This window comes from Polyangium sp. 6x1, from assembly GCF_029946515.1.
Classification (GTDB): Bacteria; Myxococcota_A; Polyangia; order Polyangiales; family Polyangiaceae; genus Polyangium.
In genome coordinates this window covers 16,651-43,541 of sequence record NZ_JARZHH010000051.1, presented here as the reverse complement: position 1 = coordinate 43,541, position 26,891 = coordinate 16,651, and the positions used below count along the sequence as shown (strand labels likewise).

23 protein-coding genes are annotated in these 26,891 nt (G+C 68.5%); 9 read left to right on the top strand and 14 right to left on the bottom strand.

The window, feature by feature from the left end:
• Positions 1 to 344 precede the first annotated feature (344 nt).
• The 3 genes from QHF85_RS35280 to QHF85_RS35270 are packed head-to-tail and all read right to left on the bottom strand — an operon-like array spanning position 345 to position 3,946.
• Positions 345 to 2,537: an ATP-binding protein gene (locus QHF85_RS35280; RefSeq protein ID WP_281331790.1), complete on the bottom strand. Its 2,193-nt coding sequence runs from the start codon at positions 2,535 to 2,537 to the stop codon at positions 345 to 347.
• 30 nt (positions 2,538 to 2,567) lie between these two features.
• Positions 2,568 to 3,272, bottom strand: a complete 705-nt coding sequence (locus tag QHF85_RS35275) for a hypothetical protein (RefSeq protein ID WP_281331789.1) — start codon at positions 3,270 to 3,272, stop codon at positions 2,568 to 2,570.
• Positions 3,269 to 3,946 carry a hypothetical protein gene (locus QHF85_RS35270; RefSeq protein ID WP_281331788.1) on the bottom strand — a complete coding sequence of 226 codons (678 nt, stop codon included), beginning with the start codon at positions 3,944 to 3,946 and terminating at the stop codon, positions 3,269 to 3,271. The genes QHF85_RS35275 and QHF85_RS35270 overlap by 4 nt, the downstream gene beginning before the upstream one ends.
• Positions 3,947 to 4,008: 62 nt before the next feature.
• On the opposite strand from QHF85_RS35270, the gene QHF85_RS35265 reads away from it, so the two are divergent.
• Positions 4,009 to 4,980, top strand: coding sequence for a class II glutamine amidotransferase (locus QHF85_RS35265; RefSeq protein WP_281331787.1), 972 nt, complete (start codon positions 4,009 to 4,011; stop codon positions 4,978 to 4,980).
• An 11-nt stretch (positions 4,981 to 4,991) separates the two neighbouring features.
• On the opposite strand, the gene QHF85_RS35260 is transcribed toward QHF85_RS35265, so the two are convergent.
• Positions 4,992 to 5,486 (bottom strand): hypothetical protein, encoded by a 495-nt coding sequence (locus tag QHF85_RS35260; protein WP_281331786.1) that lies wholly within the window; start codon positions 5,484 to 5,486, stop codon positions 4,992 to 4,994.
• Positions 5,487 to 6,220: 734 nt separating this feature from the next.
• Between QHF85_RS35260 and QHF85_RS35255 the strand changes: the two genes are divergently transcribed.
• Positions 6,221 to 7,867: a fumarate hydratase gene (locus QHF85_RS35255; protein ID WP_281331785.1), complete on the top strand. Its 1,647-nt coding sequence runs from the start codon at positions 6,221 to 6,223 to the stop codon at positions 7,865 to 7,867.
• Positions 7,868 to 7,874: 7 nt separating this feature from the next.
• The gene (locus QHF85_RS35250) at positions 7,875 to 8,630 is read left to right on the top strand and encodes a hypothetical protein (RefSeq protein ID WP_281331784.1); all 756 of its coding nucleotides are present in this window, start codon (positions 7,875 to 7,877) and stop codon (positions 8,628 to 8,630) included.
• 3 nt (positions 8,631 to 8,633) lie between these two features.
• Here QHF85_RS35250 and QHF85_RS35245 read toward each other — a convergent pair whose 3' ends face one another.
• Both QHF85_RS35245 and QHF85_RS35240 read right to left on the bottom strand, forming a co-directional pair.
• Entirely contained in the window at positions 8,634 to 9,863 is a 1,230-nt protein-coding gene (locus QHF85_RS35245; RefSeq protein WP_281331783.1) for a hypothetical protein, read from the bottom strand.
• 45 nt (positions 9,864 to 9,908) lie between these two features.
• Positions 9,909 to 11,168 carry a hypothetical protein gene (locus QHF85_RS35240; RefSeq protein WP_281331782.1) on the bottom strand — a complete coding sequence of 420 codons (1,260 nt, stop codon included), beginning with the start codon at positions 11,166 to 11,168 and terminating at the stop codon, positions 9,909 to 9,911.
• A gap of 267 nt (positions 11,169 to 11,435) precedes the next feature.
• Here QHF85_RS35240 and QHF85_RS35235 point away from each other — a divergent pair, with 267 nt between their 5' ends.
• A complete protein-coding gene (locus QHF85_RS35235) occupies positions 11,436 to 12,404 on the top strand; it encodes a YegS/Rv2252/BmrU family lipid kinase (RefSeq protein WP_281331781.1) in 969 nt (322 codons plus the stop codon).
• 243 nt (positions 12,405 to 12,647) lie between these two features.
• Positions 12,648 to 14,417, top strand: a complete 1,770-nt coding sequence (gene arsA, locus QHF85_RS35230; protein WP_281331780.1) for an arsenical pump-driving ATPase — start codon at positions 12,648 to 12,650, stop codon at positions 14,415 to 14,417.
• A 1-nt stretch (position 14,418) separates the two neighbouring features.
• Here the strand turns inward: arsA and QHF85_RS35225 are convergent, their stop codons facing one another.
• Positions 14,419 to 14,607, bottom strand: coding sequence for a hypothetical protein (locus tag QHF85_RS35225; protein WP_281331779.1), 189 nt, complete (start codon positions 14,605 to 14,607; stop codon positions 14,419 to 14,421).
• 1,400 nt (positions 14,608 to 16,007) lie between these two features.
• Between QHF85_RS35225 and QHF85_RS35220 the strand changes: the two genes are divergently transcribed.
• Positions 16,008 to 16,376 (top strand): hypothetical protein, encoded by a 369-nt coding sequence (locus QHF85_RS35220; protein WP_281331778.1) that lies wholly within the window; start codon positions 16,008 to 16,010, stop codon positions 16,374 to 16,376.
• A 176-nt stretch (positions 16,377 to 16,552) separates the two neighbouring features.
• Here QHF85_RS35220 and QHF85_RS35215 read toward each other — a convergent pair whose 3' ends face one another.
• Positions 16,553 to 17,023, bottom strand: coding sequence for a hypothetical protein (locus QHF85_RS35215; RefSeq protein ID WP_281331777.1), 471 nt, complete (start codon positions 17,021 to 17,023; stop codon positions 16,553 to 16,555).
• Complete coding sequence (locus QHF85_RS35210) at positions 16,995 to 17,534, bottom strand: sigma-70 family RNA polymerase sigma factor (RefSeq protein WP_281331776.1); 540 nt, start codon at positions 17,532 to 17,534, stop codon at positions 16,995 to 16,997. Before QHF85_RS35210 ends, QHF85_RS35215 begins: the two co-directional genes overlap by 29 nt.
• A gap of 186 nt (positions 17,535 to 17,720) precedes the next feature.
• On the opposite strand from QHF85_RS35210, the gene QHF85_RS35205 reads away from it, so the two are divergent.
• Positions 17,721 to 17,930, top strand: a complete 210-nt coding sequence (locus QHF85_RS35205) for a hypothetical protein (protein WP_281331775.1) — start codon at positions 17,721 to 17,723, stop codon at positions 17,928 to 17,930.
• 891 nt (positions 17,931 to 18,821) lie between these two features.
• Here QHF85_RS35205 and QHF85_RS35200 read toward each other — a convergent pair.
• From QHF85_RS35200 to QHF85_RS35190, 3 genes are read right to left on the bottom strand one after another with little or no spacing between them, the layout of a single operon-like run.
• Positions 18,822 to 20,165 (bottom strand): hypothetical protein, encoded by a 1,344-nt coding sequence (locus QHF85_RS35200; RefSeq protein WP_281331774.1) that lies wholly within the window; start codon positions 20,163 to 20,165, stop codon positions 18,822 to 18,824.
• A 15-nt stretch (positions 20,166 to 20,180) separates the two neighbouring features.
• A complete protein-coding gene (locus QHF85_RS35195) occupies positions 20,181 to 20,699 on the bottom strand; it encodes a hypothetical protein (protein WP_281331773.1) in 519 nt (172 codons plus the stop codon).
• A gap of 2 nt (positions 20,700 to 20,701) precedes the next feature.
• Entirely contained in the window at positions 20,702 to 21,652 is a 951-nt protein-coding gene (locus QHF85_RS35190) for a hypothetical protein (RefSeq protein ID WP_281331772.1), read from the bottom strand.
• 1,400 nt (positions 21,653 to 23,052) lie between these two features.
• Between QHF85_RS35190 and QHF85_RS35185 the strand changes: the two genes are divergently transcribed.
• Both QHF85_RS35185 and QHF85_RS35180 read left to right on the top strand, forming a co-directional pair.
• The gene (locus QHF85_RS35185; protein ID WP_281331771.1) at positions 23,053 to 23,265 is read left to right on the top strand and encodes a hypothetical protein; all 213 of its coding nucleotides are present in this window, start codon (positions 23,053 to 23,055) and stop codon (positions 23,263 to 23,265) included.
• A 487-nt stretch (positions 23,266 to 23,752) separates the two neighbouring features.
• Positions 23,753 to 24,544, top strand: a complete 792-nt coding sequence (locus QHF85_RS35180) for a hypothetical protein (RefSeq protein ID WP_281331770.1) — start codon at positions 23,753 to 23,755, stop codon at positions 24,542 to 24,544.
• Positions 24,545 to 24,636: 92 nt separating this feature from the next.
• Here the strand turns inward: QHF85_RS35180 and QHF85_RS35175 are convergent, their stop codons facing one another.
• Both QHF85_RS35175 and QHF85_RS35170 read right to left on the bottom strand, forming a co-directional pair.
• Positions 24,637 to 25,377: a hypothetical protein gene (locus tag QHF85_RS35175; RefSeq protein WP_281331769.1), complete on the bottom strand. Its 741-nt coding sequence runs from the start codon at positions 25,375 to 25,377 to the stop codon at positions 24,637 to 24,639.
• 131 nt (positions 25,378 to 25,508) lie between these two features.
• A complete protein-coding gene (locus QHF85_RS35170; RefSeq protein ID WP_281331768.1) occupies positions 25,509 to 26,891 on the bottom strand; it encodes a phage/plasmid primase, P4 family in 1,383 nt (460 codons plus the stop codon).

Genomic DNA, 26,891 nt, shown 5'->3' with positions numbered 1-26,891 from the left:
GCGACAAGACCCTTGCGTCGAGCAGCGCCACACGCGCGCGCATCCGTGCGCCACGCGTATCCATCGCGCGCCTCGACACTCTGTATTGCAGCGTCACGCCGTGGTTGGGTCAACGCGCGAGTGGCTCACCAAGGTGGGCTGTGACGCAGATCCGACGAGACCCCTTCGGGAACCGGAGCCGCCCGCGTGACAGGAAACTTATTCTGCTTCGGGCAGCATTGCAAGCGATTCCATTTCGAAAATAATGTATGCGAACCTGGTCGGACCATTGACCAGACCTCGCGCGCGCCCAGGTCACGCACGTGACCAGCGCATGGCGACATGGACGCACGGGCGCCGCGGGCTCAGCCGCGCTCGGCGGGCTCCGATCCGTCGCGCGAGGCCGCAAACGCAATCGCCTCCTCCAGCGCCTCCGGGTCGACGGGCTTCGTCAGGTGTTCGTCGAACCCCGCCTCGAACGATTTACGCTTGTCCTCGAGCTGGCCATAACCGGTGAGCGCCACGAGGCCGATGTGGCGCGTCAAAGGATTGGCTCGGAGCCGCCTCGCGACCTCGTATCCGTCCATCTCGGGGAGACCGAGGTCGACCACCGCGACGTCGAACGCGGCGCTTTCGGCGAGCTCGACGCCGGCCCGGCCATCCGACGCCTCGCGCACCTCGTGGCCCTGGAGCGACAGCGACGCGGCGAGCGTCTTTCGCATGTCGTCGTTGTCGTCGATCAGGAGAATGCGTCGAGGCGTGATCGATTGGAGCGCGCGCGGCGGCGCGGCCGTCGACGCAGGCGCCGAGACCTCGGGGAATCGCACGGTGAAGACGGCGCCGCGCTCCTCTCCCGCGCTCACGACGGAGACGCTGCCGCCTTGCAGCTCCGCGAGCTTCTTCACGAGCGCGAGGCCAATCCCCATCCCCCCGGACTTGCGGGCGAGCCCCTGCTCGCCCTGCACGAAGAGGTCGAAGACGTGCTCCATCATCTCGGCCGGCAGACCCGGTCCCTGGTCGGCCACGGAGAGCACGGCGCCGCCGTCGTCGCTTTGCGCCCGCACCTCGATGGCCGAGCCTTTCGGGCTGAACTTGAGCGCGTTGTCGAGGAGGTTCGAGAGGATCTGCTCGACGCGGGCGCGGTCGGCCCGGATCCACACGGCCGTCGAATGCAACGTAACGTCGTGATGCTCGAGTCGCCCCGAGGCGCGCCACGTTTGAAGGACCGCGGACGCCGCGTCGGCGAGGTTCATGATCTCCGGATGGAAGTGGGCCTTGCCCATGACGATGCGGCTCACGTCGAGCAGATCCTCGACGAGCCGCGCCGTGTGCTTGGTCTGGCGCTTGATCACCTCGCGGGCGTGCTTCGCCGCGGGGTGCTGCGGATCCACCATATCGAGGAGCTGGCTGGCCGAGGTGAGCGCGGCGAGCGGGTTTCGGAGCTCGTGGCTCATCATCGCGATGAACTCGTCCTTGGCGCGGTCGCCCTCCTGGAGCGCGCGTTTCTCGCGCTCGAGAAGCTCCTGTCGATCGCGCACGGCCGCCGCCGCCTCGTTCAGCGCGTGGGCGACGGTTCGTACCTCGGCGACGTGCTCGAGGCCCCGCGTGTTCATGGTCGTGCCCGTCGCAATGGCAGGCGCCGCCTCGGCGAGCGCGACGACGGGCCGCGAGACGCGCCGGCCGAGCCACAACGCGAGCAGGAACGCGATCCCGAGCGAGCTCGCAATGCCCCCGCCCATCGCCCACCCCGTGCGCCTCGCGCCGGCTAGCACTTCTTCGGCCGGAATGCCGAGCCCGATGCTCCAGTTCGTGAACGCCGACGTGATATGGGCCGTGTACGCGTCGTACCCCTCCGTGGTCTTGCCGCGATACCATCCCTCGGGCCCGCGCGCGATCGCCGCGAGGAACGGCGCGCCCGCTTTCTCCGCGGGAATGGCCGGGACGCGCGCGATGAACGCCCCGCGGGCATCGACGAGCCCGCTCACCCAGCCCTGACCGATTCGCTGTTTTTCGATCGACGTGAGAAAGAGATCGGGCTTGATGAACGCGAGCAGGACGTACCGGACCTGGCCGTCGTGGAGCACGGGCACGGCCACATCGACGCCCCGCTGCTGCAGGGCCGGGGCCGTCATCATCGATCCCACCGCCGGCGCGCGCGTCCGGGCGGCGCGCGCCGCAGCTTCGGGTTCCTGCAGATACGGGAACGCTTTCACGGCCCACGGGGCCGCCACGTTCGCGACCACCTTTCCATCGGGCTCGGCGAGAAGGACGTTCCGCCAAGCCGGCTGCGACGAGAGGACACGGGCGGCTTCCGCCTGGAATGCCTCGATGTCGCCGCTCTCCAGCGCGCGCGCGGAAGCGAGCGCACGAAGCACCATGATCTGACCTTGCACCTGCGCGTCGATGGCGCCCATCGTCGAGCGAAGCCGCTCGATCGAGCCTTGCGCGATGGTGAGTTGCTCACGCTCGACGAGCCGCGCCGTCAGGTACCCGGAGAACGCCGCGACCGGCAAGATGACGCCGAATGCGAGGAGGAGCAGATGCGAACGAATACGCATGCGGGTGTCGATCCCTGAAGACGGAGGGATTCAAGGCGTCCAGGTGACCGCGATCGTCCGGCGTTGCTCGGCGCTCGTGGTGACGTTACCACCGGGGTTCGTCGAGAGAAGTTTGTCCCGGGTGGTGATCGTCCGGGAGACCGACACCTCGAGCGCACAAGGAGCGCTCGGCGGGCCCGCCGGCGGCGGGCGGAGCTCGGCCTGCGTGATCACGAGCGCGCCCGTGTCCTCGTCGAGCGAGCGCGTGAGCGGGGCGACGCAATCGCCCTGGACCGATATCACGACCTCGCCGCCTTCGGGATCGGCGTCCCAGGAGAGCGAGAGCGGGAGATCCTGCGTGAGGCCGCCTCCGGCGAGGGCAAACGGGCTCGAGACCTCGACGACGACGCCGTGCACGTCGCGATCGGCCTGGCGTTCGAGATCGAGGAGGAAATCACCCGGCAGCGCGTCGAGCTTTACCGAATAGATCGGCGCGCCATTGCTCTGGCCTTCCACCATCGGGCGGCGCGACCCGTCCACCGTGACGAACAGCGCGTCGCCGCCGGTGAGCTCCACGGTGCCGATGGGACTGTTGACCCGCACGTCGATCGCCGCCGCCACGCCGTCGTCGAGCGCCTGCACGCCGAGCAACATGTCCCGCGTGGAGACCCGATCCGAGACACGCACCGGGTCGATGCCACAGCCGGCGAGCATGAGCGCGCCGAGGAGGAAAACGTGGGTCCTCGTGCGTCTCATCGAATCACCAATCCCGCCGTCGGGCCGAGCCAGTACGTGCGGTACAAACGCTCGGGATCGCCTTGCGTCACATCGTCGATGCGCCCACGAAGGCCGAGATACCACCACTTGTACCCTCCCGTGACCTCCAGATCATACGCGCGCCCCCAGCCGTCCTCCGGGGTGATGGGCGTGAATCGAAACGACGCAAAGAAGCGGATCGACTTTTTCGGCAGGAGCGTCAAGCGCGCGAGCACGAGCGGATACCCCGTGGCCCCGCGGCCGAGCCACACGGGGCGCTCGAATCCGAAGCCGCCGCCCACGCCGAGGACGATCGAGCCATCCACGCTCCCCTTCCACCGCGCCGGCGCGAACGCGACCGCGCCCTCGGTCACGACGTCGAACGTGCTCTGCGGCGTGCCGACCATGCCAATTTGCGCGAGCACGTCGTACCCGAGCCATTTCCAGGGAAACTCCGAGATGCCGACCCGACCCCAGAACCCCCAGCCGTTATAAGGCGCGAGCGTGCCCGCCCCGAGCCGCTGATCGCCCTGGAGATAGGCGCCGTGCACCTCGAGGCGCCACAACGCGACGTGGGAAGGATCCCCGGCCCGCGCGTCCTCCGTGCCCGTGAGAATGCAGACGAGCGCGAGCGCGCCCGCGGCCCCACCGATGAATCGTCGTCCCTCGTGCACGCCTCGCCCCTTCGTCGGGACGATACCACTTCCCGGCGATGCGGGCTCGCGAACCCTCGCGCTTGGCGCTTGCAAGCGCGCGCGTCCCGGGCGACATCAGCGCTCCCATGTGCCGCGTCCTCGCCTACCTCGGCGAGCCGATCCCCCTCGAGGATCTGCTCTACAAGCCCGATGTCTCGTTCGTGAACCAGACCCACCAGGCCGCGTTTTACACGCGCCTGAACCTCGCGGGCTCGGGGCTGCTCGCGTGGGACGCGCGCTCGGAGCGCCCGGAGCTGCCCTTCGCCTATCGCAGCACGCAGCTCGCCATCTACGATCGGAACCTGCGCGCGCTCGCGGCGAAGGTGGGCGCGACGGCGCTGCTCGCGCACCTGCGCGGCGTGCCGTACGACACACGCGCCATCATCCACGAGCAGAACCTGCACCCGTTCCTGTTCGAGGGCGCGAGGCTCGCCCTCGCCCACAATGGGCAGCTCGCGCGGTTCGACGAGATGAAGTTCGCGCTCTTGCCGAAGATCCGGCCCGAGCTCTCGCGCGCGATCAAAGGGACGACCGACAGCGAGTGGTTCTACGCGCTCCTCCTGTCGCAGCTCCCCGATCCGCACGCGGACCTCGGCGCGCTCGACATCGCCCGCGGGGTCACCTCCGCGCTGCGGATCGTGGCGGGGATCCGGCGCGAGCTCGGGATCCGCACGTTTTCCCCGATGAACCTCTTTCTCTCGGACGGAAACGACCTCGTCGCCGTCTGTTATACCTATGGCCTCGGGCAATACGACGGGCTCGGGGACAATTTCCACCCGCCGGAGGAGCGCGTGCTCCGGATCTGGTACACGATCGGAAAATCGTACGGCCACTACGATGGCGAATGGCGCATGCTCGCGGCGGACGAGGACGCGAGCTCGTGCATCGTCGCCTCCGAGCCGCTCACGCGGGACCACCACACGTGGCACGCGGTGCCGCTCCAGCACCTCGTGTACGTGAAGCGCTCCGGCGACAGACCCTCGGTCGAGGTCGTGCCGCTCGACGTCGAGTGATCGTTCGCGGCTCAGCCGAGGTGATGGTGCAGCGCCCGCGCCTCGGCGATGTCCCAGGCGAGATCCTCGGCCTTGAGCTTCTCGCCGGTCTTCTGCGCGATCTGCGGCACGAGCCACCGCGTCGCCTCGCCGATGTCGCCGAAGTGCTTCTCGGGGTAGCCTCGGGGCTTGAGCAGGCTCGTCGTCTTGGCCGAGCCGCGAAGCAGGCTCGACCGCATGCCTTCGCCCTCGATGACGACGGCGCTCGCGAGGGTGTGCGGCGACATGAAGTCGTCGAGCTTGCGGAGCTCGGCGTCGAGGCTGTCGGGGATGGCGAGCCGCTGCGGGACGATGACGGCCATGACGCCGAACGACTTCGCCTCGTGATCGGACGCCTCGATCAGCCAGCGCTGCACGGCGAACGCGCGGCGCACGCGGTCGAGGTGGATCCTGCCCCAGACCGTCACGAGGACGTGGCCCCTTGTGGCGACGAGATACTCTTCGTCTGCGTCGAGGACCTGGAGCATCGTGTTCCTTTATCCAGCCAAGACCGCCCCCGTCAAGGGGCGAGGGGTCAAGGCATCGGATGAGCCTCCAAGAAATCGAGGATGTAGTCCGTCGCAGCGAGGCCGCCCATTCCCGTGGCGGAGCCGTCCGCCGGCCATTTGTCGCTCCCGCCTTCGATCGTGCAGAGCGTGACGTTGGCGCCCGCGTCGCCACCGGTTTGGCGCTCGCAACGCGCCTTGCCCTGCGCGTAGGTCGTGAGGGTCTCCGCGTTGCAACCATTCCGGGCGGTCCAGCCTTCGATCGTGCTTGGACCCGTCTGCGCCCACGGCCCCGGCGCAATGCATGAGGGGCGCGAAGTCGTCGATCGGCTTGGTATACCGGCCAAATGCGCACGCCGCGGAGCCGCTCCCGCTCCCGCTCCCGCTTCCGCTCCCGCACGCGCTTCCGCTCCCGCTCCCGCTCCCGCACGCGCTTCCGCTCCCGCCCCCGCACGAGGCCACGAGCAGGCTCCAAGCCGAGATCCAAGCGCGCATGCTGCGATGCTACCGTGCCCCACCGCTCGTTGTCTCGCGCGAGGCAGCTTTCCGATGCCTTCGAGGCACCTGGTCTCTTTGCAGCGTGGGCGCATTGACGCCCGGCGCGGCAATCCGCTCCGCGACAGGGCCGAACCAGGCTGGCGCTCCCTGCCCATCGACGCGGCGCCCGCGAAGGCGCCCTTGGCACGCGCCTACCGCCTCGGGTACACCTTCGCCCGATGAGCGATTTCCAGTTCCAGGACATGCTCCCCCTCGGCAAGGACGAGACGCCCTACCGGCTCGTCACGAAGGACCACGTCTCGACGATCGAGGCGGCGGGCAGGACGTTCTTGAAGGTCGAGCCGGAGGGGCTCTCGCTCCTCGCGCGCGAGGCCATGCGCGACATCGCGCACCTGCTCCGGCCGGGGCACCTCGCGCAGCTCACGCGGATCCTCGACGATCCGGAGGCCTCGGCGAACGACCGCTTCGTCGCGCTGGAGCTCCTCCGAAACGCGAACATCGCCGCCGGCTTCGTCCTGCCCTCCTGCCAGGACACGGGCACCGCGATCGTGATGGGCAAGAAGGGCCAGTACGTGCTGACCGAAGGCAACGACGAGGCCGCGATCGCGCGCGGCGTCGCCGATACGTACCGCACGACGAACCTGCGCTACTCGCAGCTCGCGCCGCTCGACATGTACCGCGAGGTCAACACGAAGACGAACCTGCCGGCGCAGATCGAGATCTTCGCGACCGAGGGCAACGCCTACAAGTTCCTCTTCATGGCCAAGGGCGGGGGCTCGGCGAACAAAAGCTACCTTTACCAGGAGACGAAGGCGCTCCTGAACCCGGACAGCCTGCTCGCGTTCGTCGAGCAGAAGATCCGCGCGCTCGGCACCGCCGCGTGCCCGCCGTACCACCTCGCCGTGGTCGTGGGCGGCACGAGCGCGGAGCAGACGCTCAAGGTCGCGAAGCTCGCGTCGGCGCGCTACCTCGACAGCTTGCCGACGGAGGGCAACGAGCTCGGCCGCGGCTTCCGCGACGTGGAGCTCGAGCGGCAGATCCTCGCGATCACGCAGCGCACGGGGATCGGCGCGCAGTTCGGCGGAAAGTACTTCTGCCACGACGTCCGCGTGATCCGCTTGCCGCGCCACGGCGCCTCGTGCCCCGTGGGCATCGCGGTCTCGTGCTCGGCCGACCGGCAAGCGCTCGCGAAGATCACGCAGGACGGCATCTTCCTGGAGGCGCTGGAGCGTGATCCGGCGAAGTACCTGCCCGAGACGACGGCCGCGGAGCTCTCCGGCGAGGTCGTGCAGATCGATCTGAACCGCCCGATGAGCGAGATCCGGGCCGAGCTCTCGCGTTATCCGATCAAGACGCGCCTCTCGCTCTCGGGGCCGATGGTCGTCGCGCGGGACATCGCGCACGCGAAGATCAAGGAGCGCCTCGATCGCGGCGACGGCATGCCCGGGTACATGAAGGATTTCATGGTGTATTACGCCGGCCCCGCGAAGACGCCGGAGGGATACGCCTCGGGCTCGTTCGGGCCGACGACGGCGGGGCGCATGGACGCGTACGTCGACCTCTTCCAGGCGAGCGGCGGCTCGTACGTCATGCTGGCGAAAGGCAACCGGTCGCGCGCGGTGACCGAGGCGTGCAAGAAGCACGGCGGGTTTTATCTCGGCTCGATCGGCGGCCCGGCGGCGCGGCTCGCGAAGGATTGCATCAAGAAGGTCGAGGTGCTCGAATACCCCGAGCTCGGGATGGAGGCGGTCTGGAAGATCGAGGTCGTCGATTTCCCGGCGTTCATCGTGGTCGACGACAAAGGCAACGATTTCTTCGCGGACATCGACGGGCCGAAAGGCAAGCGGCTCGACGTCGCGAAATAGGAGCACCGTGCGCGCCCAGACTCCCTATCGTGATGCAGATCCGCTGGGCGCGCTCGTCTCGGAGCACCCCGTCTCGATCGTCCAGCAGGGCATTCGCATCGGCGTGGGGCTCTTCTGCTGGCTCATCGCGCTCGACTGCGTGGCCCTGCCGCTGTTCTTCTCGCCGTACCCCGAGGGGACCGAGCTCGCGGGCCTCGTCGTGTTCGGCGGGGCGGCGCTCGTCTTCGGCGCCATGGGGTTCTGGGCGTTCTCCCATTTCGTCCGGGCCCGCGGGCAACGCGTGGAGGTGCACGAGGAAGGGCTGCGCATCGGGCGCGGCAAGGAGACGAGGGACGTGCGCTTCCACGACATCACGTCCGTCGGCGGCCTGTTCTGGGAGACGCTCGGCGACAGGCCGCCCGAGGTCTCGGCGCTCTGGATCGACGATCACGCCGGCGACCGCATCCGGCTGCCCACGCCCGTCCGTGATCCGTACGGGCTCGGCCGCGAGCTCTCGACGCGCACGTTCGAGCATCGGCTGGAAAAGGCCGAGCGGCGCATCCAGGAGGGAGGGCGCGCGTCGTTCGGGCGCTGCAAGCTCGACGGGCTGCGTCTCTCCCTCGGCGAAGGCGACTTCGTGCCTCGTGAGGTGGTCCGCCGTGCGAAGCTCTCGTCGCGATGGATCGAGGTGCGGCTCGATCGCGGCAAGCGCCTCGTGCCGACGGAAGAGGTCCCCGACGCGGACGTCCTGCTCGTGATGCTGCGGCCCAAGGCCGAAGCCTGAGCTTCAATCGAACGGAATCGGCTCCATGCGCTTGGCCGCGCTCTCTCGCCGGAGAGCGCGCGTTCGCCGCGCTTCCAGCGCGGTCGGGTCGTCCGCGAGGAATCGCTCGTTCGTCTGCGGGGGCAGCGGCCCTTTGCCTTTCTCCACGAGGCGACCTTCGTACCAGCGCCGATACGTGTGCGTGCGGTAAGCGCGGTACACCGCGAGGCCTGCGATCACCGCGGCGGCGCACCAGAGGTGGAACCACACCGAGCTTCCTTGTCCGATCGCCGAGGCGATGGGAAAGCTCGGGACACGGCGGACCCAGATCTGCCCCTTCTCGAGCGGCAGCTCCATGAAATCGTCCTCGTCGACCTCGATGAGCCCGCCGAAACGCACGGTGCCCGGCGGCGATTCGTAACGAACGTCGACGGCGCGGTGCTGGGTCTTGTGCCCTTTTCCGTTGTTCGTCTCGTACGTCCGCCGGCCGAGGTAGGACGCGACGACGCTCTCGCCGAGGAAGACGCGCGCCCGGTACGTGGCGAGCGGGGCATTCATGACAAACCCGAGGAACACCACCCACACGCTCGTCCAGTAGAAGGCCCGCGCGCGCAGCTCGTGCCGTCGGGAGAGGCTCTCCGTCGACACGTGCATGCCTTTCTGCGGCGAGGGCTTCATCGTCCAGCCCATCGCGGCGGCCTCGCGATACCCCGCGGTCTCCCCGTTCCCCTCGGGATCCGGCGCCTTGTGGAGCCGCCCCTCCACGATGACGCGCTCGCCTGGCAAGAGCTCGGCGCGCAGCTTTCGGCGCGACGAATGGAGCCATTCTTTTTGATCGAGCGTGTCGACGAGCAGCACGTCGTCGGGCGGCTCGACGCGGACGCGCGCGCCGGTGTCGTGACGCAGGTAAAACGGCCGCGCGCGGGTCTCGCGCTCGATCTCCTGCCAAGCGTGCGTCTTGCGGTTGTTCTTGTCGCTCTGCTCGCTGCCGTCCTGCGTGATCGTCACCCGGACGGCCTCGGACTCGCCCTGCGCAAGCTCGACCGTGCCGGCGACGAACCGCGCCCCTTCGAAGAGCGGCGCCTTCGGCTTGATCACGGCATCCGCCTCGACGGCCGCGCGGCGCGCGCGACGGATCTCGCGCACGCAAAACGCGATCACGAGGAACATGACGGCGTCGAGCGCGAAGACGAGGAGGTGCGCCCAAGGCGGGTCGATGTGGTTGTTTTCGAAGACCTTGACGATCGATTGCAAGGGACGCTCCGGAGACGTTGGCCCGGCGAGGGCGTCGCGCCGAGATCAGTGGCAGGTGTTCAAGGCGCCCACGATTCGCTTCCAATCCGGCGCATTGAGCCGTCCGGGGAACCAGTGCACGCGGGCGTCCTTCTCCCCGATGTCGAGCCAGATCTTGCCCACGGTGAACTCGTAATCGCGTTTCTTGTTCAAGTAATCGCGATCCTGGGCCTTGGCCTTCCCGAGCTTGCCCTCGAGGCAGCCGACGAGGGCCTCGCGGCGCTCCGGAAACGCCTTGGTTCCATGCAGGGCCGCGGTCCGGAGCGTGCCCCCCTTCTCGTTGGGGTAGGAGAGCTCGGCGTCACGCAGGAGCGGGTGATCCACGGAGACGGTGACGCCGAGCTCGATGAACGTGGACAAGGCTGCGCCGGGAAACTTCTGGGTCAGGGTCGCAGCGGCCTTGTCGACGGTCGTCGCGAGGTCGATCGTCTCGAGCGCGGCAAAGGGGTGCGGCGCGCCGATCCAGCGGGCTTCCTCCGGAGTCGGGCCGCTTCCCGCGCCGAAGACGGCATGGAGGACGAGCTTCCACGCGGCGACGAGCTGCGTCTTGGCTTGCGCGCTCGTGCCGCCCACGCGTCCCCCCAGCACGGAGGCGGAGACGAGGCCGGTCTTCGCGTCGGTGTGCACGGCCAGGCCGCCCGCCCAGTTCCAACTCCCATCCACGAGCCCACCGTGCAGGCGGCTCCCGAGGGCCTCGATCCCCTTGGGATCCGCGGTCGTTCCGGAGCGCTGCACGAGCGTGAAGCTCTGGGGAAACGCAGGCTCCTTGTCGTCGTACATGAACGAGATGCTCTGGTAGCGCGGGTGGGAGACGAACACGCTGAGCATGGAGCCCATGGGGGTCCCGCCAAGCGCCTTCGCGAGGTTTTCTCGGGGCTGGTCGATTCGAACGGCCGCAAGCTCCTGGGGCGTCCTGCCCGGCAGCACGGCCGCCGAGAGGCCACCCCCCTTCTTCGAGGAGCCAGGCGCGCGGAGGCTCACCGCGGCAGCAACGCCGAGGGCAAGCATCATGGCCCCGGCCGAGAGGGCGACGAGCACGGAGGCCCGAGGCGGGGCGGGGTGATACGTGAGCGGCAGGTTCGAGGGGGCCGGGAGGTGCGGGGGCGGGACCCATTGCTTCGGCGGGCGGAAATCACGGGGGGTCTCGGCGGAGACGGTCCGGAGGAGGTGGCGTTCGCTGGTGGTCCCGCAGTAGCGGCACTTCGTGAGCGCGACGTCGGGCTTCACGTCGAGCGGCGCACCGCAGTGGCGGCATTCGAGGATCATGGGCGGGGGAGAGGATACCACCAGGGGACGGGAGCGGAAGCGGGAGCGGGAGCGGGAGCGGGGGCGGGAGCGGGAGCGGGAGCGGGAGCGGAAGCGCGTGCGGAAGCGCATGCGGGACGGGGGTGCAGAAGATCCCGCTCGGGGACGGCGATCGTACCGTCGTGCTCGTGCTCTTCAAGGCCATGCCGTGCTCGACGGCCTCGTGCTTCGCGCACCTTTTTGCGCACCACTTTCAAAGCAGGGAGGAGAGATGGTAAGCCGGTGACAATGAAAGCCTGCCTCATCTACAACGCCGCCGCCGGCAGCGCCGCCGATGACGTCCTCGACCGCGTGCACGCGATTCTCGCGCCCCGTTTCGAACTGAACGTGCTCAGGACGGGCCCCGACCGAGACCCGTCCGCATGCGCGCGGGAAGCGCTCGACGCGGGCGCGGAGTTGCTGATCGCGGCGGGGGGCGACGGTACGGTGTCGTCCGTGGCGGGTGTGCTCGCACAGAGCCAGGTGCCGCTCGGGATCCTGCCATGTGGCACGTCGAATTCGCTGGCCGCTGCCCTCGGCATTCCAGGGGACCCGATCGCCGCATGCGAGACGCTGCTCGCAGACCACCGCCGAGTGATCGATACGGCCCTCGTCGACAATCGCTGCATGGTGTTGCACACGTCGGTCGGTCTCCACGCCGACACGGTGGCTGAGACGTCGAGGGAGGACAAACAGCGCTGGGGCGTGCTCGCCTATGTCGCGACGGCAGTGCGCAAGCTCAGCACGCTCTCGCCGTTCGAGGTCGAGCTGGAGACCGACGAGCAAATCGTCCGGTGCCGCGCCGTGGCCGTGACCGTGGCGAACATGGCGCCGCTCCGCACGGTACTTGCTCAAGGCCCTTCGGCGCTCGTAGGCGACGATGGGATGCTCGACGTGACGGTCGTCGCGGCCACCACGCTCAACTCGGCCGTGGCCACGGGCATTCACCTTTTTCTCACAGCCGCGCGCGGGGAGCCCGCGACGCGCGATGAGGTCGGTTATTTCTCGTGTCGCCGCTTGCGCATCCTCGCCGACCCAGCGCAGCAGTTGCTCGTCGACGGCGAGGCAGCAGGCACGACCCCCGTCGCGATCGAATGCAGGCCGGCAAGTCTCGTGGTGCTCGCGCCGCCTCTCGCCGAGCCCGCAAAGGTCGGCCCCGAGATCAAGCTCCCGACGAGTCCGGAGGCGAAGGTCGAGATCGAAGTGTCGGAGGATTGATTTCCTCGGGGGGAGGCGGGAGCGGGAGCGGGATAGGGTTCCGGTCCTTCTGACCCGGGGTCGCCAACCCCGTGGATCTGGGCTGGATTTCCACGGGTCGGGGATCCCGCTGCCGTGTCTGGCGAGCGGATTGACGCAGATGCGCGGGAGTGGCTGGAAGCAGTTGACGGAGCAGCCGGCATCCTGCACGTATCCGAGGCCAGCCGAGACGTACGACGAGAGAAGTCGGAAGGAGACGGAGTCTTGACGAGCTTCCTGGAACAGCCGAGCCGTTTTCTGTTCTTCACGGGGAAGGGCGGCGTCGGCAAGACCGCGCTCGCGTGTGCGACTGCGATCCGACTCGCGGACGCCGGGAAACGTATCCTCCTCGTCAGCACCGATCCGGCGTCGAACCTGGACGAGATGCTCGGCGTGCCGCTGTCGCAACGGCCCACGCCGATCCCCGGCGTCGACCGGCTCTTCGCGCTCAACATCGACCCGGAGAAGGCGGCCGATGATTACCGAAAGCGCGTGGTCGCGCCCTATCTCGCGATCTGGTCGGAGACGCAAATCGCCGAGCTACGCGAGCAGCTCGCCGGAGCATGCACCGTGGAGATCGCCGCGTTCGACGAGTTCGCCGAGCTCCTCGCCGGGGACGAACAGAGCGTGCCGTTCGATCACGTGCTCTTCGACACGGCGCCCACAGGGCACACGTTGCGGCTCCTCAGCTTGCCGCGCGCATGGTCGGGCTTCCTCCAATCGACCCCGTCCGGGGCCTCGTGTCTGGGCCCCCATTCAGGGCTGAAAATGCAGGAGGCGCGCTTCGTCGCCGCGGTGGATGCTCTGGCCGACGCCGCGCGCACGACCATCGTGCTCGTCACGCGGGCGGACCACGCAGCCCTGCGGGAAGCGGATCGGACGTCAGGCGAGCTCGAAGCGCTGGGCCTGAAGAACCAGCGACTCGTCGTCAACGCCGTATTCGAGGCGACAAACCGTGCCGATTCGGTGGCCCTTGCGCTCGAAGAGCGGGGGCGCGAGGCGCTGCGCGACATGTCTCCTCGGCTGCAAGGACTGCCCACGACGCGCGTCCCTTTGCGCGCTTTCAACATGGTCGGTCTTCCGGCGCTCCGCGCATTGCTGGACGATCGCGCGTCCGCAGCCCTCGCGCGTGCAGTCCCTCCGCTCGCGACGCCTTCGTTGCCACCCCTCCAATCCCTCATCGACGAGATCGCGGCGCCCGGGCGTGGGCTCGTGATGGTGATGGGCAAAGGCGGCGTGGGGAAAACGACGATTGCCGCGTCGATCGCAGCCGAGCTCGCGTCGCGAGGTCACGATGTCCACCTGAGCACCACCGACCCTGCGGCGCACGTCGCCGCGACGCTCGCGGGCGAACTTCCGCACCTAAGGATCAGCCGCATCGATCCCGCCGTGGAGACGAAGGCGTATGTGGACCGCGTGATGGCGACGCGCGGGGCCAAGCTCGACGAAGCGGGACGAGCATTGCTGGCCGAAGACCTGCGATCCCCCTGCTACGAGGAGGTCGCCGTCTTCGCCGCCTTTACGAGGACCGTCTCGCAAGCGCGATCGAGCTTCGTCGTCCTCGACACGGCGCCCACGGGACACACGTTGCTCCTGCTCGACGCCACGGGCTCGTATCACCGGCAGACAGTCGTCGGAGACGTCGACGCGCAGCATGCGTCCCGCATCGTGACCCCCCTCATGAGGCTGCGCGATCCGCAGTACACGAAGGTCCTGGTCGTGACGCTCGCGGAGACGACGCCCGTCTCCGAAGCGGCGCGATTGCAGGCGGATCTCAGGCGCGCCGGGATCGAGCCCTTCGGCTGGGTGATCAACAGCAGCCTCGCAGCCGCCGGCTCGACGGACCCCTGCCTCGCGCAGCGCATCGCGGCCGAGCTCGAGCAGATACACGTGGTGCGCGAACAGCACGCGCAGAGGCTCGCCATCGTCCCTTGGATGACCGAGGAGCCCGTCGGCCCCACGCGTCTGCTTTCGCTGGCGCATCCCTCCGAATAGCCTACTGCTGCGGGCCTTCGTTGAAGCTCGTGAGCTCTTCCGAGAGCACGTGCAGCGATTGCGCGATGCACTCCTCGATACCTTTCCGCACCTTGTGGCGCTCGTCCTCCGGAAGCTTGCAAATCAGGTGCGCGATGAGATCCCGCTCGTCGTCTGCCGGGAACGCGATGGAGCTTCTCCGCTGCACCATGCGCGATGGTCGCGACGTCGATGTCGCCAGCCGCCGCCGCCGTGACCTCGCCTTGCACGAGCACGGCAAGCAGCATCGTCCGGGGATCGGCGCCGGGGACGACCCAAAGGGCGGCCACGGGGTCCGAAGTGGCACCGACCCGCGCCAGCGGGGCCGATCCGGCGTCAGTAGGATGCGGATCCAGCGGGTTACGCCGAACCCGTAGCGGGAGCGGAAGCGGGAGCGGAAGCGGAAGCGGAAGCGGGAGCGGAAGCGGAAGCGGGAGCGGAAGCGGAAGCGGGAGCGGGAGCGGGAGCGGAAGCAGAAGCAGGAGCGGGAGCAGGAGCGGGAGCGCGGGCGGGAGCGCGGGTGGGAGCGCGGGTGGGAGCGCGTGGAGGCGATCGGGAGGTTGCCGCGATTCGTCGTGCGCGAGGTCGAGGAGCTCCTCCGCTGCTCTCGAGCGTCCTTCAGGCGTTTGCCGCCATGCGCCGGATGCAGAGCTGCACCCCGCGCATGGCGCGCTCGCCGCTGCGAAGCTCCTTTCGAAATCGAGCTCAATACCGCGAAGTGCAGACTCCGTCTTTACAAATGGGCACGAGCACAGGGCACGAGGGGACCGGGATGGGTACGAGCTTGTCGCAGCCGCTCTTGGTCCAAGCCTCACAAGCCGGCTCCGTGATACGTTTTCGGTCCGCCTCGTACGTGGCCCGCGCGGCTTTGGCAATGCTGACGCCGCAGCTCGCGGCCATGCAAATGCCATCCGAAAGCATCTCGCAATCGGCTTCGGTCGTGCAAGCGGCGGATTTGGCTTGCGCTTTGCCCAAAGCGTCGCGAACTTCGGCACGAAGCGTATCGCATGCTGCGGTGGAGGGCGGCGCAGCGGACGGCGGCGAGGAGCCTGCCCTTGTGTCGGCGGACGGCGTCACGGGGGCGTTTCCCGAAGGCGGCTCGGCGCAGGCAACCCAAACGAGGGGCGTAAGCACGGCGAGCCCGACGAACATGAGGGGAGACAACGATCGCATCGGCAAGAGATAGCCGGCCGGGACGGCAAAGTCGAGCCGCCCGCCCACGGCGCGCGCGACGCTGGCGAGCTCCCCCTTGGAGAGGCCTTTTTCGCAGATTGATGAGGTTGATCGTCAAGACGCGGTCGAGCCTCCTCTGCGCCGCGTCCGTGCGAGCTTGCGCAGGCCGTCGCCCCTTGGGTCGACCTCGTTAAAGGAAGCGGGTGCGGGAGCGGAAGCGGGAGCGGAAGCGGGAGCGGAAGCGGGAGCGGAAGCGGGAGCGGAAGCGGGAGCGGAAGCGGGAGCGGAAGCGGGAGCGGAAGCGGGAGCGGGAGCGGAAGCGGAAGCAGAATGGCAAGCGCGCCTCTAGCGCTAAATCCCGTGGTTTTCCAGGCTCCCCCGGTCCCGACCCCCCCCGCGATGCCCCCTGACACCCCCCTTCGCGAGGGGGTTCGGCACGATTCCGGCACACTTCCGGGCGGCGCGCCGAGCACGGTCCGGGCGGGCGGCGCAGAAAGCACGAGCGCGCCCGCGCCCAGCATCGAGGCGCCCCGCAATGCGCACGCGCCGAGCACCCTGGACGAGCTCGCGGCGCGCATCGAGGGGGACATGAGCGAGGCGCGGCGAGCGGGCCGATACGAGGACGCGGCGCGCCTCGCGCGTGCGCTCGCGGCGCTTCTCCAGGATGCGCCGGCCGGCGTCAAGGGTGCGCCCGCCCCGACCGTCGAGAGCTCGCCGAGGAGCGCGCCCGCGTCCAAGGTGAAGGCATCGCGCAAGCGCCGCGCATAGGCCGGTCCCATGCCCCCGGGCGGCCCGTCGAGAGGTCGCCCGGGGTCTCACCCCTTCCCGATCGGCAGACCGAACCACGCGAGCCCCATGCCGAGCGGCACGAGTTCAGGGCGTAGCAGCGGCACGAGTAGCGCCGCGCGGGGCACGTGTAGCAGGTGAAGGTGGGGGCAGCTCGATCACCGCGGCGGGCGGCGTGTGGACGAGGGGACTACCCGGGACGAGGGGCGAGCAGAAGCGGGCCCCGACGACGGCGGCGGCGGATCGTCGGCCTTGATCTCTACGTCGCGCAACTCGTGGCAGTCGTTCAGGCAATGCCAGTAGTCCGCGCCCCCGTAGAAGCATCGGACCACGGCACGAATGAGCCGCTGTAACGGGCCTTGTGCAATCGCGCGGCCCGCAATCGTCCGCGCCCGGCTTCGCACGTTGTCGTAGCTGGGGACATCACCGGGCGGGATCTTCTCGCGTCGAAAGAGGCTCGGTCGGTCGGTCGGAACGTCGCGGAAGACTCCCGCGAATTGCAGTTCCGGCCGCTCCTGCAAAAACACGAGGAATGCGGTTTGCCCGTCGATCTCGTGCGGAACCTCGACCATGATCCGGCCGTCGGGGTAGTAATGAAGTCTAGCGGTGGGGCTTTCTTGGGTTTTCATGTCGCACCTTCCTCGATGCAAGCGCCTTGCGGGCGCTGGTCAATCGTTTCCAAGCGGTAGCGCGCGAGGTTTCGAGCCTCCGCGCTATCTCGTCGATCGAATAGCCTTCGAGGTGGAGCCGCAACGCGGCCCGCTCGACGGGCGGCAGCCGTTCGGCTCGGTCACACCATTGCGCAAGCGCGGCGCGCGCCTCTGGCGAAGGAGACGGATCCGGGGCTTCCTCGATGCGCCCGGGGCTCGTAGCCACCTCGATCCGCCAGCGGTGGAGCCTGCGATAATTCGCGGCGTGCCTACGGGCGATCTGCCGCAGATAATCGGCGGGGCTCTTGATAGACGCGCCCTCGGCCTCCCGCCGCGCGTACGTCGCAAAAACCTCGTGCAGCACGTCGGGCGCGTCGTCCTCGTGCACGCCGAGGCGGAGCAGAAGCGCGATTACGCGTTCCCGCTGTTCGGCGTAGAGGTATCCCGCCCCGCTCGCGCCTCTCGGGCGCTCGGGTCCCTTGCGCTGCATTGTGCATCGCTCCCGGGCCGCATCGGGCGGCCCGAGTTCACGGATAGAGCACGACGAGCGGCTTTTCCACGATTCCGGTATGCGAGAAGTGAAGCGGAAGCGTAATACACGAGGCCGAGATCAAGCGTCGATCGACAAGGGCGGCGGGCGAATAGCGTGCCGCGCCCGAACGGTATCGCGTTCGTCGTGCCCGCATATTCGGGCGCTCGCGGCCGTCACTCGCGCGGCGAGCCGCGCCGCCCGGGTGAAGAGCACGAGCACGAGCTCGCGGCCGTCCTCGCTGCGCTCGCGGCGCTCGCCGAGGTCATGGTCGAGCCGAACGAGGCCGAGGACCAGGGCGCCTCGTGCTGCGCGCTCGCGGCTGTCCTCGCGCGTCGAGCCGCGCCGCCCGGGTGAAGAGCACGAGCACGAGCTCGCGGCCGTCCTCGCGGCGCTCGCGGCCGTCCTCGCGTGTCGGGACCGCGCCCTTTCCTTTTCCTTCGGAGGTTCCCTTCTGTACGCTCGATCACCCGGCGATCACAGCCGACATGGGAGGCGTAGTTATGAGGATTAAGAGCGTATCAGGAATGCTTTTCGGCACGTGCGTGGTTTACGTCGCAATGGCTGCATGCTCCGCGTCCGATCGTCTCGAGTTGTCGAGCAGCGGTGTCACGACAACGGGCGCGGGCGGCACGAGTGGTATGGGAGGCGCGAGCGGGATGGGCGGCGCGAGCGGGATGGGCGGCGCGAGCGGGATGGGCGGCGTCGATGATGACGGCGGAATCTTCGATGCCCTGACCGATCCCGTCCCCGATGCAGCCGCGGAGCCTACGAGCGGATCGCGCCTGAAGGCGAAGTATTGGAAGGCTACCGATGGGGCGAGAGCTCCAATCATTGGGACGTGGTATGACTCTCAGCGGCAAGAAGACTGCTACTTTCAGCTAGCTAGCGACGGAACGCGGCGGTGTATGCCGATTGGGGGTGGCATGACAGCAAACTACTACAGCGACGCAGCATGCGCTACGCTTATCGGATCAGTCTATGCCGTGGCAGGATGCGCCACTCCCAAATACGCCGTAACGACAACGCTGATTGATTGCAACACGGGATTACAATACGTGCTTTACCCCGTGGTGTCAAAGTTGCAAATCGATACCGTGTATGCGAAAGGAGCTAACGGAACATGCGTGGGTTCACCCGCCAGCCCGCAGTATGACTATTACAGCCTTGGCGCAGAGGTCCCCCCCTCGGCTTTCGTGGCTGGCACGATAGAGATAGACCCCTGATCCAGGCCCAGTAATGCGGCGCTCAATTCGTGACGAACGTCCCGCGCCCGCCTCGACCTTGCACGCGGGCGCGCGCCTCGGTCGCCTGGCGTTCGTCCTCGGCCCGCATTGCCGTGAGCCTCGGATCCGTCCCCCGACCCTGCTTCTCCTCGTATTCGAGCGCCTTCTGATCGCCCTGCTCGACCAGCCGCGCATGATCGGCGCGCAGCATGGCCCGCGGCTTCCCGGCCGGATCGCGTAGAAGCAGGCGCGCCCGCTCCTCGCTCGAAAGGGCCTGCCCGAAGTTTCCCTCGTGCAATCGATCCGACAGGCTCCATTGCGTCGAGAGTGCTCGCATGATCGCGACATCGATCGTGTACGATTGCCGCTCGGCTTCGGTCCGCTCCTCGGCGGGTCTTCCCAGGAACCGACCGAGCATCACGGCCGCCTCGGCGAGCTTCGGAGTCACCGGCTCGAATTCGCTTCCCAGCTTGCGCGCATCGACGCCGGCCTCGTGCGCCTCGGCCGCGAGCTCGGCGAGCATCCCGCGCGCCTCGCGTTCGAGCTCGCCCGCAAGCGCGAGCATGGCAACGGCCGGCGCAGCGTGCGCATACCAGCGCTCGACATCGGCGAGGGATTCCAGGACGGCGCGAGCGGCGGCGCGGCGCTCCTCGGCCTCGGCCTTGATCTCCCGGGCCCGATGCGGCTCCGCCGCGAGCGCTCGCCGATCGCCCGCCTCCCCCGCGTCGAGAGCGGCGAATACCTCGGCGCGCAGCGCGCCGGCGCGGGCCCGCGCCTCGCCGAACGCCTTACGCGACATGTCGAGGATCGCCGCGAGCTTCGGCCCGGGGTGCGTCGCGACGTAGGCTGCGCTTGCCTTTTGCGCGTCCTCTCCGGCCCGCACGATGCGCGCCTCGGCCTCGGTCCGATCGGCGTCCGCGCGAGCCCCCTCGAGACGCGTCCGCGCCGCCGCGAGTGCCGCGCGGGCCTTTTCGAGGGACGCGCCGGCCGCGTCATGCCGCCGCGAAAAGGACGCGAGGATCCCAGCGGCGCGCGCCTCGGCTTGCTGCGCCGCCGCGAGGGTGGACGCTGCATGACCGTCGTCGGGAGCCGAGGCCGCCGCGTCCTCGGCCTCGTGCAACGCTCGACGGGCCGCTTGATGCGCACGCTGCGCGTCCTCGTAGGGCAGACGCGCCGCCGTGAGCGCCGCTTGCGCGTCGGCCTCGGCGCGCTCGCATTCGAGGACGGCCGCCTCGGCGCGCTGGACCTCGACAGACGGCGATGAGAGGGGAGCGGGCGGCAATGCCGGGCGAGACGGGGGCGCAGCGGGCGCGGGCGCGGAGGTCCCCCCGAGAGCGGAGAACAGACGGCCGAGAGGGTTTTTCATGGTGAACGCTTCCTTTCATCGAGCGCCGCACGCGGGCGGCGAAACACTCATTGCGGCGGCTCGTTCGGCTTCCGCGATGATCGGCGATTTCGTGGGCGGAGAAAGAGCCGCGGCGCAGCGGCGGCATGCTTCCGCGAAAACCCCGGCCGCGCGAGCGGCGAGCGCTGGATCCTTGCGCCTCGCCTTGACCAGCATAGGGGCAACGACGTTGATCGTCTGATGCTCCTTTTGAATGGTCCATCCGGGCGTGCGGTACGCCGCGCCGAGGACGTGCATGACCTCGTGACAGACGGCCTCGGGCCATTGCCGTAGCTGGCGAAACGTGCGCGGCGTGCAGATCCGGATCCGTGCGGTCCGCGCAACGCGATCGGCGTCGCACAATCCCGCCATGCGCGTGCCCTTCGCCGGGTATCCCGCGCCCGCGTCATTGCACGGATAGCGAAGATCCTCGACGTGGCGCGCGTCGATCGTCCAATCATCGAGGCCGAACGCCTTTTGCCAGAATGCCACCTCGGCCGCGAGGTTCGGGAGCACGGTCAACCCTGCCTTCCGGTCACGAGGCGGACCGCTGCGATGGTTCGTCCGGACGCATCGACGGGCGCGAGGCCGCTTGCGTCGTCGCCCGCCTCGGCCGCGAGCTCGCCGCGCGTGACGAGCACGAGCACGGCCGCCCGCGCTTCCTCGAGGGACATCCCGCCGACGTGCGCCTCGAGGACGAGCACAGGCGCGGGGATCGGCGCGGAGGGATCGAGCGTCGCGAGGGACCGCGCCGCCGCGAGGACGGCCGCCCCTGCTTCGGAGAGCTCCGGGGCATCATCGAGGCGCGCCTCGTTCGCAGGGACCTCGGCGAGCTCGTGCACGGACGCGGGCGGCGCGTCGAGAGCGTGATCGGGTTCGGCCTCGGCGGGCGCATCGAGGCCGGCCTCGTGAGCCTCGCGCGTCGCGCTCGCGGCGAGCGTCGGCAGCGCCGGCCGGGCGTCGAGAGCTTCATCGGCCTCGGCGGGCGCGGACGGGGGACGATCGGCCGGACCGGCATCGACGGGAGCGGCGGGCGGCGCGGCTCCGTTCGTCTCGACAGACGGGCGCAGCGGGCGCGCCTCGGCGAGCACGGGCGCGGCGTCGAGAGGCGGATCGGCGAGAGGAGCGGCATGGGGTGCGCTCGTCCCGTTCGATCGGCGCGCAGCGGCCGAGGACGGGCGCCTCGGCGAGCGCGGAGGGGGGCGCGCATCGAGGCTCACGACGTTGCGGCCCGCAGGCGCCTCGGCGAGCGCGGGCGCGGAGGATGCGCGCAGCGGGACTGGCTCGCGCGGACCGGCATCGACGGGAGAGACGCGGCGAAGGGCGCGAGGCGTCGCGGGCGGCGCGTAGCCTCGGCTGGACAGATGGCCGAGCATCGTGCGCCGGGCGTATTCGTTCCTCGCGATCCCGGCCTCCTCGGCCGCTGATTGCAGCGCCTCGGCCTCGGCCCGCGTGAGCCGAAAGGACACGAATTCGGAGGCCGGCTCACTGAAACATCGTCGGGGGCGGCCCATTGTGCACGCGGAGCATAGCAACGCGGCGCCATTGCGGCCAGGGGCGAGGAGCATCGAGGCGAGTTTTTCGCGAATAGCGTGCACGAAACGCGAGCGGCAAGGGGAACCGGCAGCGACATTCACGTGCACGATACGCACGAGATCGCAGGGTTCGCCGTGTTCCCAGCGTCACCAACGATTTCGACGCGTAGGGAGGCTCGCGGGAAAGTCGCCTCCCACTTGCCTGCACATCCCCGTACACTGTTTCATGGGGTATGCGGACAGAATGCACAGCCTCGCCAATCTGTGCAAAGCTCCTCGGCCGTCGCGCGAGGAGCGCGAGCGGTGGCGCGGGAATGGCGCGCCCTGACGCATCCTTGACGGATCACTGACGCATCGCGGGGAGGAACCGTCAGCATTTTTTGCAGCGGTTTCGCATGCTTGCGGCCGTGCTGACGGATCTGACGGATAACGGCCCCTATGGCGCCATAGGCGCGCGTGCGCGCACGCGTATAGGTCCCCCCCTGCAAAGATGTGTCAGTTCCGTCAGGGTGTCCGCCAAGGGCGCGGAACGCTTGGCAAAAAGACTGACGGATAGGGGGGTCGATGCGTCAGCGATCCGTCAGAACCGTCAGCACGAGCGGCGCCACATAGGAGCCGGAGAGCATCGAGGGGGACGAGCACGAGCACAGCGAGCACCCTGCCGAACGCACCCCCTTCGCCGCTCTCCCCCGTCCGCGGAGCGGCGGCGCGGAGCACGAGCGGCGCCTCGGCGCGTGCATGGTCCCCCCCCAGCGCGCCCGTACCTCGCCGAACGCCAGCGGGCCCCCAGCGCCGCGAGGACGCCCGGTAGCAGCTCCCCACGGGCGCGAGGTCCCCCCGACGAGCACGAGCACCCCGAACGCCAGCGGCGGCGGCGCGGAGCGGTCCCCAGGACGAGCTACAGCGGCTCGACGCGGGCGCGAGGTCCCCCGTCCCCCGTCGATGCGTCCTCGGCCCGGTAGCAGGCGACCGTGAGCCGATCGGCGAGCGCCGCCCGTCGCATCCCGCGCCGAGGACACCCCGCGCCGCCGCGAGCACGAGCACGAGGCTGGCGTCGACGCCATGGGCACGGATCGCCACGGGCGGCCCCCAGCGCCCGCCCCGCGAGGCCGAGGCGCCTCTACCGCGCCCGCCCGGTCACGACGTCGCCTTGCCCCCGCTGCGCGTACCCGTGGGCGGCCTCACGCTCGTGCACGGCCGCGAGTGGAACGAGCGCGGACGAGCTCGAGAACGTCGAGCCGGGCCCGCTGCGCCGGACATCGCACGGCGCGCACCCCAACACGGATGCATGCCAAAAACTTCACCGCTGCGCCGAGAAGCGCGATGCTTAAGGCATGATCGAACCGAATTGTCCCCGCTGTAAAAGCACCGAATTTAAGCTCAAGCGTATCAAGGCGGTGATTCACTCCGACGCCCCCAAAGACCCGCAACCCTGGCGGTCGATCGAGGTGATCTATTGCAGCGCCTGCGGCGCGACTATTGGCGCATCACCGCTGAACATCGAAAGCGAGCTGAGCGACATCAAGAAAGCGATAAAAGATCTGTAGCAAGCCTCCCGAAGCTGCGGACCATATCCCAATCGGGACGCGCCGGTCCGTCTGCCGTCCGCACGTCGCTCCCCATGTGCGCCGGTCGAGAAGCTACACGACGCGAGCGCGGACCTCGAGAGCATCCCGCGCGAGCAGCTACAACCCCGCGCGCGCCGCCGCTCCTCGGCCTTGCCCATCGTTCCCGCCTTGTTCGTCGCGACGAACCACGGCCGGACGTGAACCCATCGCGCCCGCCAGCCTCGGCGCGCCCCCCTCGGGACCCGCTCGTCCTCCGGTTCGTCACGCGCGAGCGCTGGGATCGTCCTCATTTGCACCGCGCCCGCCGCGCTTCTTGTCCTCGTTCTCGGCGCGGTGGGGCTCCCACGTCGCGCCCCACGATCCCCCACGGCCGGAACGAGGGGCCAGAGCAACGCCCTTGATCCGCCCGCGATCTTGTGGGATTCGTGCGCCTCGAGAAGCCCGAGGGCTCCGAGGAGACCGTGCGATGAGTGAAAAAGCCGAAGACTCCAGCATCATAAATGCCAAGGACACCACTGCGGCGCTCACGGGTACAGTGGGTGCCGTAGGCGCCGCTTTGGGGACCAACCCAACGATGGCGCCGTGGCAGGTCGCACTGATTGCCGGGTTTGTTGCGCTGATGCCTGGCGTCCTTGCGGCATCGAGCGAAGCATTCGTAACACGAAAACGCAGGTCCGCACAAAAGTTCTGGGACACAATAACGAAGAAGTGGGCAGAGAGCGAGGATAAGACGCCCGAAGAAATCGCCGGCCTCTTAGAGGCAAGAAAGGACGAGCCACACATCAACGAGACGATATGGCGCTCGATTCGTAGCCTAATGGAAGCGGCCGACGAGGCGGCCACAATGCCCCTTGCGGTTCTCGCACAAGACTACTTGCGTCAAGAGAAGAGGCCCGATGCGTTTTTTCGAGGCACCGTTCGATTGCTCCAGGAGCTGGACCGACTGGAAATGGAAGAGTTGGCCACAATGCTGAATTGCGCACTGGAGACGTCGCAACGCCCTCAAATCATAATCCGAGCGAATCTGCCGGACTTGGCCGGTTCAGGCGACCGCTATATGCTCAGCGTTAACGGGGACGGTGGAGGAACCAGACTCTTTCATAACATCTTATCGGATCCACTACGCCTATTCGGTTTGTTGGAGCGTGAGCAGCTTACTAACCCTTCAGGAACTACCGTATGGCCGCGAGCCGGGCTGGACACCATTGTCGTTCGAACTGTCGCCGAGCGATTGTGCAAACTCCTTGTGTTGCGTTAGACTTTTAAAATTCCGAAGAGGCACGCGGCGGTGCATAGCGACGAGCTCGCATTGACATATCGAGATAAACTCGCTACGGCACGTGCCCGACGTCACGCGGGAGCGCCGAGATCGTCCTCGTGCTCGCCGCCCTCACCGCCCGCCTCGGCCTCGTGCTCCGCCCGGTACGCTTCCCACGTTTCCGCCCACGATCCGCCCACGGGCGGCGCGAGCTCGTGCACCTTGACCCCGCGAGCGGCGAGGCGGCGCGCGAGCTCGTACCCGTGCGGGCGCGGGATCGACACGTACACACGCTCGCCCGCGGCGAAGGGCGGATCATCGAGGGGGAGCCATTCGAGCCACGGCACGACGTATGCGACGACCGCCCGCCCGCGCGCCTCGGCGTACGCGAGCAGGGCGATCCCGTCGAGAGCATCGGGCACGAGCACGCGCCGCGCCTCGTTCGTCGCGCCCTCCGCGCCGATCCGAAGCAGGCCACGGGCGCGCCGCCCGGGGGGCCATATCGTGACCGGGAAGCGTTCGTCCGGGGGGAGGAGCGAGCGCCGGGCGAAGGTGCGCCCGTGCTCATGCTCCGCGCCGGCCTCGGCCGTCCAGGGGATCAGCAGGCGATGCGCGGGCCATTGCGGGCGCATGCCGCCCGCGTCGAGACGCGCGAGCCCAGCGCCGACGAGCTCGGCCGTGGGGAGCGCCCGCGCGAGGACATCGAAGGCAGGAAGCGCCGTCCACCCCTCGCGGCGCGCATGGTCGAGCAATCGAGCACGGTCGAGAGCGCGCGCAACGGGCGCAGCGTGGTCGCTCTTGAGGGATCCGAGCCGCGCGAGGGTATCCAGCACGCGAGCGAAGGGAGCATCATCGAGGCGCACGCGCGGCGAGGCGGAAGCAGGCGACGAACGCCCGGCCGGCCGTCTCCCGGACGTCGAGCCCCACGGCGACGACGGGCGGCGCAGGGGGTAGCTGTAGCGCGTCATTCGTCGCCCCCCTCGTGGTCGTAATCGCTCGCGCCATAGGGCCCGGGGACGGTACGCATCACCGTGACCGGGTACATGCGAGCCGTCCCGTTCGAGGCGGACCTCATGCCCGTGCGCCTGTAGAACTTTCTCGACGACATCGGTTGATACTGATTGCGCTTCCGCCAAGCGTCGAATTCGTCGAATAGCTGCGCCGCAGCCGTGCCCTTTTCGCCGTCCTTGGCCGGACGCGTACGCTCCTCGAGAAAGAGCGCGACGGGATCTGCATCGATGCGCCAGCGAGCGCGGCACTTGTCGGCGCTCGGGGGGACCTCGTAGCGCCCTCGCGCGAGCAGACGGCGCGCTCCCTCGATGGCCCACGACACGATGCCAGGCAACTCAGCCTCGATGATCCCCCGGTGAAAGTCTGGAATCGCCTCGTCCGGTTGAAACCGCCGGTTGAATTCGACGAGGACCACGCGATCCCAAAACCCATCGGTCATATCGTTGACGGGCGGCAACGTGTTTGCCGCGAAGATATGCCCCGCGGCAGGGTTCAAGGTAAACGGTCGGCACGTCGGGTGACGTGCAGCGATAGGGTCACCTGCGATGATCGCCTTAAATGCCTCACTCGACACCAACTCCCGCTCTGGCAACTCTGCGACGACGTTCAGCCGCTTGCCCGCAAGGTTGGCCCGATAATACTCATGGCCCCAAAGGTGCGGCGCGACGGTCGAGAGCGAGCGCGGCGGCATCATCGCTTCGATGATCCGAAGCAGCGTGCTTTTCCCGTTCTTTCCGTCCCCCAGCAGGAAAAGCGCGGTCCGAAACTGGGTCGCGAGGCCGAGCAGACACGCGCCCATGAATTCTTGTAGAAATCGGATCTTCGCCTCCCGATCCTCATCGTCTCGCCAGATGTCGGCCAGAAAGGCAAGCCATCTCGGCGCGCACGCCTCGGCCTGGTATGGGAACGCGTAGCCATGACGGGCGCGGTGCGCTGGATCGTGACGAACGAGGCGGCATTCGTTGACACCGACAACCACGAACCCATCAGAAAATGCAATGCCGCGAGGGGGATCGGGCCCATACGGTCGGCCGTCCGGATCGCGATTGACGAACCAGCCCGGACGGGCAACGCGATCCTGCGCGAGCTTGATCGCCCCGGTCACGTCGGACGCCCGAAGGCGCAGCGTTTCATTTTTCCCGTATTCCGTGCCGTCGAGCCGCTGTAGCTCACGGCTCGCTCGTTCCTGCGTTACACTTTCCCATGTGCCGCGCGTGTCCACATAGCAGTGGATCGTGCCTTCATCGAAGAGCGGCACGGGCCCCACGGGCATGAGCATTGCGAGCAGCGCTTTTGCCAGCTCCGCGTGGCTTCCGATCGTCAATTCAGGGGTCAT

What these genes read in the sequence shown, in the direction of transcription:
- QHF85_RS35280 (WP_281331790.1), bottom strand. Translation starts at nt 2,537, where the DNA reads ATGCGTATTCGTTCGCATCTGCTCCTCCTCGCATTCGGCGTCATCTTG.
- QHF85_RS35275 (WP_281331789.1), bottom strand. Translation starts at nt 3,272, where the DNA reads ATGAGACGCACGAGGACCCACGTTTTCCTCCTCGGCGCGCTCATGCTC.
- QHF85_RS35260 (WP_281331786.1), bottom strand. Translation starts at nt 5,486, where the DNA reads ATGCTCCAGGTCCTCGACGCAGACGAAGAGTATCTCGTCGCCACAAGG.
- QHF85_RS35255 (WP_281331785.1), top strand. Translation starts at nt 6,221, where the DNA reads ATGAGCGATTTCCAGTTCCAGGACATGCTCCCCCTCGGCAAGGACGAG.
- QHF85_RS35240 (WP_281331782.1), bottom strand. Translation starts at nt 11,168, where the DNA reads ATGATCCTCGAATGCCGCCACTGCGGTGCGCCGCTCGACGTGAAGCCC.
- QHF85_RS35235 (WP_281331781.1), top strand. Translation starts at nt 11,436, where the DNA reads ATGAAAGCCTGCCTCATCTACAACGCCGCCGCCGGCAGCGCCGCCGAT.
- QHF85_RS35225 (WP_281331779.1), bottom strand. Translation starts at nt 14,607, where the DNA reads ATGGTGCAGCGGAGAAGCTCCATCGCGTTCCCGGCAGACGACGAGCGG.
- QHF85_RS35220 (WP_281331778.1), top strand. Translation starts at nt 16,008, where the DNA reads ATGCCCCCTGACACCCCCCTTCGCGAGGGGGTTCGGCACGATTCCGGC.
- QHF85_RS35215 (WP_281331777.1), bottom strand. Translation starts at nt 17,023, where the DNA reads ATGAAAACCCAAGAAAGCCCCACCGCTAGACTTCATTACTACCCCGAC.
- QHF85_RS35210 (WP_281331776.1), bottom strand. Translation starts at nt 17,534, where the DNA reads ATGCAGCGCAAGGGACCCGAGCGCCCGAGAGGCGCGAGCGGGGCGGGA.
- QHF85_RS35200 (WP_281331774.1), bottom strand. Translation starts at nt 20,165, where the DNA reads ATGAAAAACCCTCTCGGCCGTCTGTTCTCCGCTCTCGGGGGGACCTCC.
- QHF85_RS35185 (WP_281331771.1), top strand. Translation starts at nt 23,053, where the DNA reads ATGATCGAACCGAATTGTCCCCGCTGTAAAAGCACCGAATTTAAGCTC.
- QHF85_RS35180 (WP_281331770.1), top strand. Translation starts at nt 23,753, where the DNA reads ATGAGTGAAAAAGCCGAAGACTCCAGCATCATAAATGCCAAGGACACC.
- QHF85_RS35170 (WP_281331768.1), bottom strand. Translation starts at nt 26,891, where the DNA reads ATGACCCCTGAATTGACGATCGGAAGCCACGCGGAGCTGGCAAAAGCG.